The sequence below is a fragment of the Rhodanobacter sp. Root561 genome (genome assembly GCF_001427365.1).
Lineage (GTDB): Bacteria > Pseudomonadota > Gammaproteobacteria > Xanthomonadales > Rhodanobacteraceae > Rhodanobacter.
The window spans coordinates 40,163-47,626 of sequence record NZ_LMGH01000017.1 but is presented as its reverse complement, the minus strand read 5'-3'; the positions used below and the strand labels follow the sequence as shown (position 1 = coordinate 47,626).

General features: G+C 67.1%; 5 protein-coding genes. 2 read left to right on the top strand and 3 right to left on the bottom strand.

The features are described 5' to 3' along the window. Nucleotides 1-104 precede the first annotated feature (104 nt). On the top strand, nucleotides 105-1,055 hold the full coding sequence (locus ASD55_RS17845; RefSeq protein ID WP_056768449.1) for an IS30 family transposase: 951 nt from the start codon (nucleotides 105-107) through the stop codon (nucleotides 1,053-1,055). Between the two features lie 154 nt (nucleotides 1,056-1,209). Here the strand turns inward: ASD55_RS17845 and ASD55_RS18620 are convergent, their stop codons facing one another. The 3 genes from ASD55_RS18620 to ASD55_RS17835 all read right to left on the bottom strand — a co-directional run bounded on the left by ASD55_RS18620 (nucleotide 1,210) and on the right by ASD55_RS17835 (nucleotide 4,982). Further along, entirely contained in the window at nucleotides 1,210-1,575 is a 366-nt protein-coding gene (locus ASD55_RS18620; protein WP_157599059.1) for a hypothetical protein, read from the bottom strand. 412 nt (nucleotides 1,576-1,987) lie between these two features. Beyond that, entirely contained in the window at nucleotides 1,988-4,021 is a 2,034-nt protein-coding gene (locus ASD55_RS17840; protein ID WP_235577875.1) for a hypothetical protein, read from the bottom strand. A gap of 82 nt (nucleotides 4,022-4,103) precedes the next feature. Then, nucleotides 4,104-4,982 carry a hypothetical protein gene (locus ASD55_RS17835; protein ID WP_056768462.1) on the bottom strand — a complete coding sequence of 293 codons (879 nt, stop codon included), beginning with the start codon at nucleotides 4,980-4,982 and terminating at the stop codon, nucleotides 4,104-4,106. Between the two features lie 421 nt (nucleotides 4,983-5,403). Here ASD55_RS17835 and fusA point away from each other — a divergent pair, with 421 nt between their 5' ends. Next, entirely contained in the window at nucleotides 5,404-7,443 is a 2,040-nt protein-coding gene (gene fusA, locus ASD55_RS17830) for an elongation factor G (RefSeq protein WP_056768459.1), read from the top strand. Nucleotides 7,444-7,464 lie beyond the last annotated feature (21 nt).

Here is a 7,464-nt window from a genome sequence, read left to right as displayed (position 1 = left end):
CCGCGAATTCAAATACTAAGTGCACAGGCGCGGCCCCGAAGGATAGTCGAGGTGATCGGCGATACTGACGATGAAACTTTTCCGGCCAGAAGAGGATCGTCGTCATGAACTATCGCCAGATCACCTCGGGTGAGAGATATATGCTGGCCGCGCTGCGAAAGCAAGGAAGCAGCGCGGCAGCGATCGCTCGCCAGCTGGGGCGCCATCCGAGCACCATTGCGCGCGAGATCAGGCGCAACCAGTGCAACGATGGTGCGTATCGCCCCAGCAAGGCCGATCGCCGCACGCGCGGTCGGCGGTCACGGTCACGTCGCAACCGTCGTTTTCGCCCGGAGGATTTTCGCCTGGTCGAGAGCCTGCTGCCGCATCTGTGGAGTCCAGAACAGATCGCTGGGCACCTCAAACGTCGGCGACTGTTGTCTATCAGTCACGAGACGATCTACCAGCACATCTGGAGAGACAAGGCGCGTGGCGGATGGCTTCACGCTTACTTGCGTTGCGCCACGAAGCGGCGTCGCAAGCGCTACGGGCACTACGATAGCCGTGGACGTCTTGCCGGCAAGCGGAATATCGGTGAACGGCCAGCCGTCATCAACGACCGTAGCGAAGTTGGCCATTGGGAAATCGATACCGTCATGGGCACCGGCAGCAAGGACTGCATTGTCACCCTGGTGGAGCGGCGAACGGGTTATACCCTGATCGGCAAGTTGCCGGACCGCACCATGGAGTCGGTGACAACACGCGCCTCATGGCTCATCGGCAAGCATGCCGGTCGCGTGCAGACCATCACGGCGGACAATGGAACGGAATTCCACGACTACAGAAGCATCGAGCAACAGACCGGCGTGTGCTTCTATTTCGCCAACCCACACCACTCGTGGGAGCGAGGCACCAACGAAAACACGAACGGACTAATTCGTCAGTACTTGCCCAAGGGCAGCAGCATGCATGGAATCACCCAACTTGACTGCAGCCTTATTGCTGAGGCGCTCAATGCCAGACCAAGAAAGCGACTGAACTACCGAACGCCCCAGGAGTGCTTCGATGAAAGCTGATCAGCTGTGCAGTTCAAACTTGATGCTACGCNGCTCAATGCCAGACCAAGAAAGCGACTGAACTACCGAACGCCCCAGGAGTGCTTCGATGAAAGCTGATCAGCTGTGCAGTTCAAACTTGATGCTACGCCCGTCGCTGTAACCCAGCAACTGCCTAGTCATGAACAAAGACTTTGTGTGGCTGTCCACGGTCATCGGCAGCCTCGACGATAACCTCGCGTCCCGTACGTGTAAGCCGATACCGAAGGAGAACCGCCCCTACGCTGTGAGGTAGTACGTTCTGGCTTTCGAGAAGCTTGGGAAGCCAGGCTTTCCAATGGTCGAAGGACTTGGCCAGTTGATCAGAACTCCCCAAGGGAGGGGCGGAAGCTGAAAAATCAATCCGGATCTCGTTATTGGTCGCTGACCTTGCGGCTGCAAGCAGTTCGTCGCAGATATATTCGCCGTCGACGTAGTTCATCAGGCTCACAAAAGAATGGCCGAAATTGCGTAGCGCTGAGTCGATGTTTTTGTATTTCATGGGCCTAACGCTTAGTAGACCCCATATCGGGGCATATGCAATGGATGTTCAGCTTTCGGCTGCGCTTGGTCAAGGACCGATCCTGAGGAGCGACACGACTGGCCGGATGATGGCTCCCGCATCCGCAGGTAATTCTCCCTGTGCATATCCCACAAATCGGGGCGCTATGTCTTATCCCCCACAATCGATGGTGATAGCAGGTGCTGGTTCGGTAACGCGTCTACCTGCCTTCTGGACGAAGTTCGGCGGCGTTTGCCGCACGGACACCGCAGCTTGTGCATCGGAACCATTACACCGGATGGATACGCCGGTTCATCCTGGCGAACGGAAGACAAACCTCGCCTGAAAAAGACGCGGTCGCGCTGGCGCGTTCCGGGCCTTGGAGCAAGGCGCCACCGCAGTCCACGACAGCTCAATGGAACTGATCGCTCGCCGGCACCCACGAACTGGATGATGAGGCCGGCGCGGCGGGCTTCACTGGCAGCGTGATGACTTCGCAGCCGGGGGGCGGCGGACTGCCGGCGACGCGGGCGGCGGCGCATTCTGCGCTGTTGTCGAACTTGATCATCGGCGCTGGCGATGCGCTGCTGGCAGCGACCGCCGGCGTGGCCACGGGATTGGCCGGGGCCAGGTTCAGGCGATCGTAGATTTTCTGGTCCAGCGGCTTCGCCGGCGGATCGGGGTTGCCGCAGCCCAGCAGCGCGATCGGTATCAGGGGATTCACGGCGCACTTGATGCGGATGCCGCGTGGCAGATGGAAGGTGTGGGTGACCCGGGTCTTCTCCGCCGCGCGCCGCAACGCGGTGTCGATCGAACTTTCGCCTTCGGGCGCCCAGTCCTGTTCGAAGCGGGTCGGCTTGTAGCCGATGTCGGGGCGGCCGTGGCTCATGATCTGGGTGTCGCCGTGCGGCTTCAGTTGCACGTAGTCGCCCAGGCCGGTTTGCGGCTCGCCTTGCGCACTGCCCTTCTGCACGCCTTGCGGTGCGCCGGGCTGGTTGCCGCCGGGCTGCGCCTTGCCAGCCTGGTCGCTGGCAGTCGGTGCCTTGCCTGTCTGGTCGGCGGCGACCTGCTTGCCGTTGCCCGGCTGCTTCGCCGCTTGCGCCGACGTGGCGGCGCTGCTGTCGGCCGCTGCCGGTTCGCGCACGACGGCATCGGCTCGACCCGGATCACCCAGGTCGCTGCCTTGCGGTATGGCGTCGGGCGCGCGGCTGACGTCGCGCCCGGGCGACTGGTCCGCCGGGGTGGGCACGGGCTGTTGCGCTTCGTCGCTGGCCTTGGACTGGGGCGATTCGGCTTTTGCCGTCGTACTGTCGGGAACGGGCGCGGCGGCCGGGGTCACCGTGGGCGGCGCGCTCAGTTCGGGAAGTTCGATGGACGGCTGGACGGCCGTCTGCCGCGGCGTGTCGGTCACCTCGATCTTTTCGCTGGGCGCCTGCGGCTTGATCTCGGCGGGTGCCGATGGCGCCAGCGGCACGGCGTCGAGTTCGGCTTCGGCCACCTCGATCGACGGCGCCTGCACCTGGGGCTTTTCGTTGGACACCGTGGGACGGGGCGCGCTCAGCGGCGCGTCCAGATTGACGATGGGCGAGGCCTGCGCCGGCAGGGGCACCGGCTGCAATGCGGGCACCGGCGGCGCGGCGGGAAGCTCGGCACGCATCACGGTGATGCTGGCCGGCGCTGCGGATTTGGGCACGCTCACGTCCAGCGCGATGCTCGGCATGGCGATCGGCGGCGCGGCCTGCGGCGGCACTTCGGGCATCGCCAGCGAAGGCGGTGGCGGCATCGGCCGATTGCCTTCCAGTTGCGGCTTGCGCACGGCCTCGGGCTGGAACTTCGGCGGCACCGGCGCCTGCACCACCGGCGTGGGCAGGTTGATCGCCGGCGGCTCGCCGGCCAGCGGCACCGGTTGCAGATCGGGCGCCGGGGCCGGTTGCGGCAAGCTCACCGGTGCCGGTGGCGCGGCCACGGGTTTCGGCTTGGGCGCCTTGACCTTCGCCACCCTGGCGACCACCGGCGGCGCGGCCGCTGCGGGTGGCGCCGGCGTCACCACTGCCTCGACGTTGGCGCTGCGTTCACTGACCCGGGCCGGCCGCTTGTCGCGACCCTGGTGGCGCGGCCCGCGCTCCTTCGGTGGCGTGCCGCGCACCGGTGGCGGCGGTGGCGGCTCGGGCGGCTCGATCAAGCGCACCTGCAACAGCACCTGCTTCGGCTCGGGCGGCAGCACGACCTGGAACGCGGGGCCGAGCACGAAGCCGAACAGGAAGAACAGATGCACCACCACGGCGCCCGCCATCGCCACGATGCGCAGGGTGCGTTCGCGCGGCCGTGGCCGCGTGCGCTGGTGATACACGCGTGCACGAGTGGCCGCCGCCAGTGGCGAGTTCAGCATCACCTGCGCGGGGTTGGCGGCGCGTCGGGAGGTGGCGTGTGGCGGTGGCGCGGGCATCGGATGAGTGTAGCGGGCGCCGCCCCGGTTGCGCGTGACGGGCGTGACGATCGACCGTCGCGAGGTTCATGCCGCCGCGGGTTCAGTGCCCGCGCGCTGCCTTCGCGGCCCGCTCGCGCAGCTCGGCATCCACGGCGCGATCGGGCGTGTCCACCGGGCAACCCCAGGCCAGCGGCTTGCCGGCGCGATACATGTCGATGCAGGCCTGCTCGGTGGGTGGCTTCGGCGCATGCGCCTGCCCATCCAGCGAGCGCGCCGGCGCCATGTTGAGGCGCACGTCGCCGTCCTTCGCCGAAGGTTTCGCCGGTGGATCGCCGCCACAACCCCCGGCCAGCATCGCCAGCGAAATCGCGCAGTGGATGCGCACGCCGCGCGGAAGCCGGATGGTCTTCTTCACCGTGGTCTTGTCGACCAGCTTCTGCAGCGCGCTGTCGACGGCGTTGCCCTTGCCCCAGTCCTTCTCGAAGCGCGTGGCCTGGTAGGTGACCGGACTGCGGTGCTGCATGATCCGCGGATCGCCCTGGGGCAGGTGCTGCACGTAGTCGGTCACAGGCGTGCTGCTTGCCGGGGCGGGCAACAGGGGCTGGCCGTTTGCATCGAACAGCCGTGTCGTGTCGGGCGGGGGCGGCGCGGGCAGCTGCAGGCTCATGGCGTTCTTTCGCGCTGGCTCGCGCGGCGCCAGCGGAGCGCGGGGACGCGGCGGTGCCTGCAACGCCGGGACCGGTGGCGTCGCCCTCGCCGGCGTGCTGCTGATGAAGCGGATCTGCAGCGCTTCCTGGGCGGGCGCGCTGGTGGTCGGGGCGATCATTCGGGGACGCATCTGCTGCCACACCACCAGCACGAACACGCCGTGCAGCAACGCGGCGAGCAGCAGGGCCAGCCAGTGCTGGCGGCGTTCGCGCCGTGGCTCGTGCCAGCGGCCGCTACGCCCGCCCAGGGCAAGCGGGGTCGCCTCCTGCATCGGCGGTGCCGGCGACTCCTCGGCGGGCACCGGCGACGGGCGTTGGGCGAGCGGCGAGCGGGCGATGACGGAACCTCGGGCGTGGCGGGAGCGGGCAGCATGCCGAGCGGGAACTGAATTCCGGCCGGCCGGATGGCGGCGCACATCCGGCGGGATGGCGACGCCACGGCGCTTGAGACCACCCGGCGACGGCGGCGGTTCCCCGCAGTGCAGCTTGACCCGCACGCCGCTCGGCTCAAGTCTAGGCGGGCGGCGCCTTGCGCCGCCTCTCCGCCATGACCGCCCGATCCGCTGACTTCGCCTGCCGCGAACTCGAGGACGACCATGACGGCCCGCCATTGTCAGCCGCTACAGCGCGGCTTCGTGCGGCGCCGTGGTTGATGCCGGCACGATCCGCGCCCAGTCATGGGAGGGTCGCATCGTGACGTATTCCACGGAAAGCATCCGCAACATCGCATTCGCCGGGCACGCCGGCGTGGGCAAGACCAGCTTGTTCGAGGCGCTGCTGGTCGCCGGCGGCGCCATCCAGTCCGCCGGCAGCGTCGAGCGCGGCAACACGGTTTCCGACAGCGACAGCCAGGAGAAATCGCGCGCCCATTCCATCGACAGCTGCGTGGCGAACCTCGATCACGGCGACTGCCACGTGAACCTGATCGACACCGCCGGCTACGCCGACTTCCGCGGCGCCACGCTGGCCTCGTTGTCGGCGGTGGAAACCGTGGCAGTGGTGGTCAACGCGATCAACGGCATCGAGTACGGCACGCGCCGGATGATGATGCATGCAAAAGCGCGCGGCCTGGCCCGCGTGCTGGTGATCAACAAGATCGACTTCGACGGCGCCAACCTGCCCGCCCTGGTCGATGCGCTGCGCGACGAGTTCGGCAGCGAATGCCTGCCGGTGAACCTGCCCGCCAATCGCGGCAGCCGCGTGCTGGACTGCTTCTTCCACAGCGACGGCGCCACCGATTTCTCGTCACTGGCCGAGGCGCACCAGCGTATCCTCGACCAGGTGGTGGAGATCAACGAAGGCATGATGGATCGCTACCTCGATGCCGGCGAAGGCTCGCTCACGCCGGAGCAGCTCCACGATGCGTTCGAGCAATGCCTGCGCGAAGGACACCTGGTGCCGATCTGCTTCGTCAGCGCCCGCACCGGCGCGGGCATCCGCGAATTCCTTGACCTCGCCGCGCGACTGCTGCCCAATCCCGCCGAAGGCAACCCGCCACCGTTCGCCCGCGACGATGGCACGCCGCTGGCGGTCAGCGCCGATCCGTCGGCCCACGTGATCGCCGACGTGTTCAAGATCGTCAACGACCCGTTCGTGGGCAAGCTGGGCGTGTTCCGCGTGTGGCAGGGCACCGTACGCCGCGACAGCCAGCTGCTGGTCGACGACGGCCGCAAGCCGTTCAAGGTCGGCCACCTGTTCCGGGTGCAGGGCAAGAACCATGTGGAGATCGAAGCCGCCGTGCCCGGCGACATCGCCGCGGTGGCCAAGGTGGAGGAGATCCATTTCGACGCGGTGCTGCACGACTCGCACGACGAGGACCGGATCAGCCTGGCGCCGCTGGCGTTTCCCGCGCCAATGTTCGGGCTGGCGCTGGAGCCGAAGCACAAGGGCCAGGAGCAGAAGCTTTCCAATGCGCTGGCGCGGCTGGCCGAAGAGGACCCGTGCTTTCGCGTCGAGCATCACAAGGAGCTCAACGAGACCGTGGTGCGCGGCCTGTCCGACCTGCACCTGAAGGTGATGCTGGAACGCATGCGCGAGCGCTACGGCGTGGAGGTGGACTCGCACCCGCCGCGGATCGCCTATCGCGAAACCATCGCCGGCCACGCCGAAGGCCATCACCGGCACAAGAAGCAGACCGGCGGCGCCGGCCAGTTCGGCGAGGTGTTCCTGCGCGTCGAGCCGATGGAACGCGGCGCCGGCTTCGAGTTTGTCGACGCGGTGAAGGGTGGCGTGATCCCCGGCCAGTTCCTGCCGGCGATCGAGAAAGGCGTGCGCCAGGCGATGGAACACGGCGCCGTGGCCGGCTATCCGCTGCAGGACGTGCGCGTCACCGTCTACGACGGCAAGTACCACGCGGTGGACTCCAAGGAAGTGGCCTTCATCAGCGCCGGCAAGAAGGCATTCCTCGATGCCGTGGTGAAGGCGCGGCCCACCGTGCTGGAGCCGATCGTCAACATCGAGGTGGCGATCCCCGAGCACAACGTGGGCGACGTCACCGGCGGCCTGGCCGGCAAGCGCGCCCGCATCCTGGGTACCGACAGCCAGCGTGGCGGCGAGCTGGTGATCAAGGCGCAGGCGCCGCTGGCCGAACTGACCGACTACCCCACCGAACTGAAATCGATGACCGGTGGTCGCGGCCGCTACAGCCTCGACCTCAGCCACTACGAGGCGGTGCCGGCCACCGTGCAGAAGCAGCTCAGCGAAGCGTGGAAACCGCACGCGGAGGAGGACTGATGGTGCCACGCGCCACGCGCC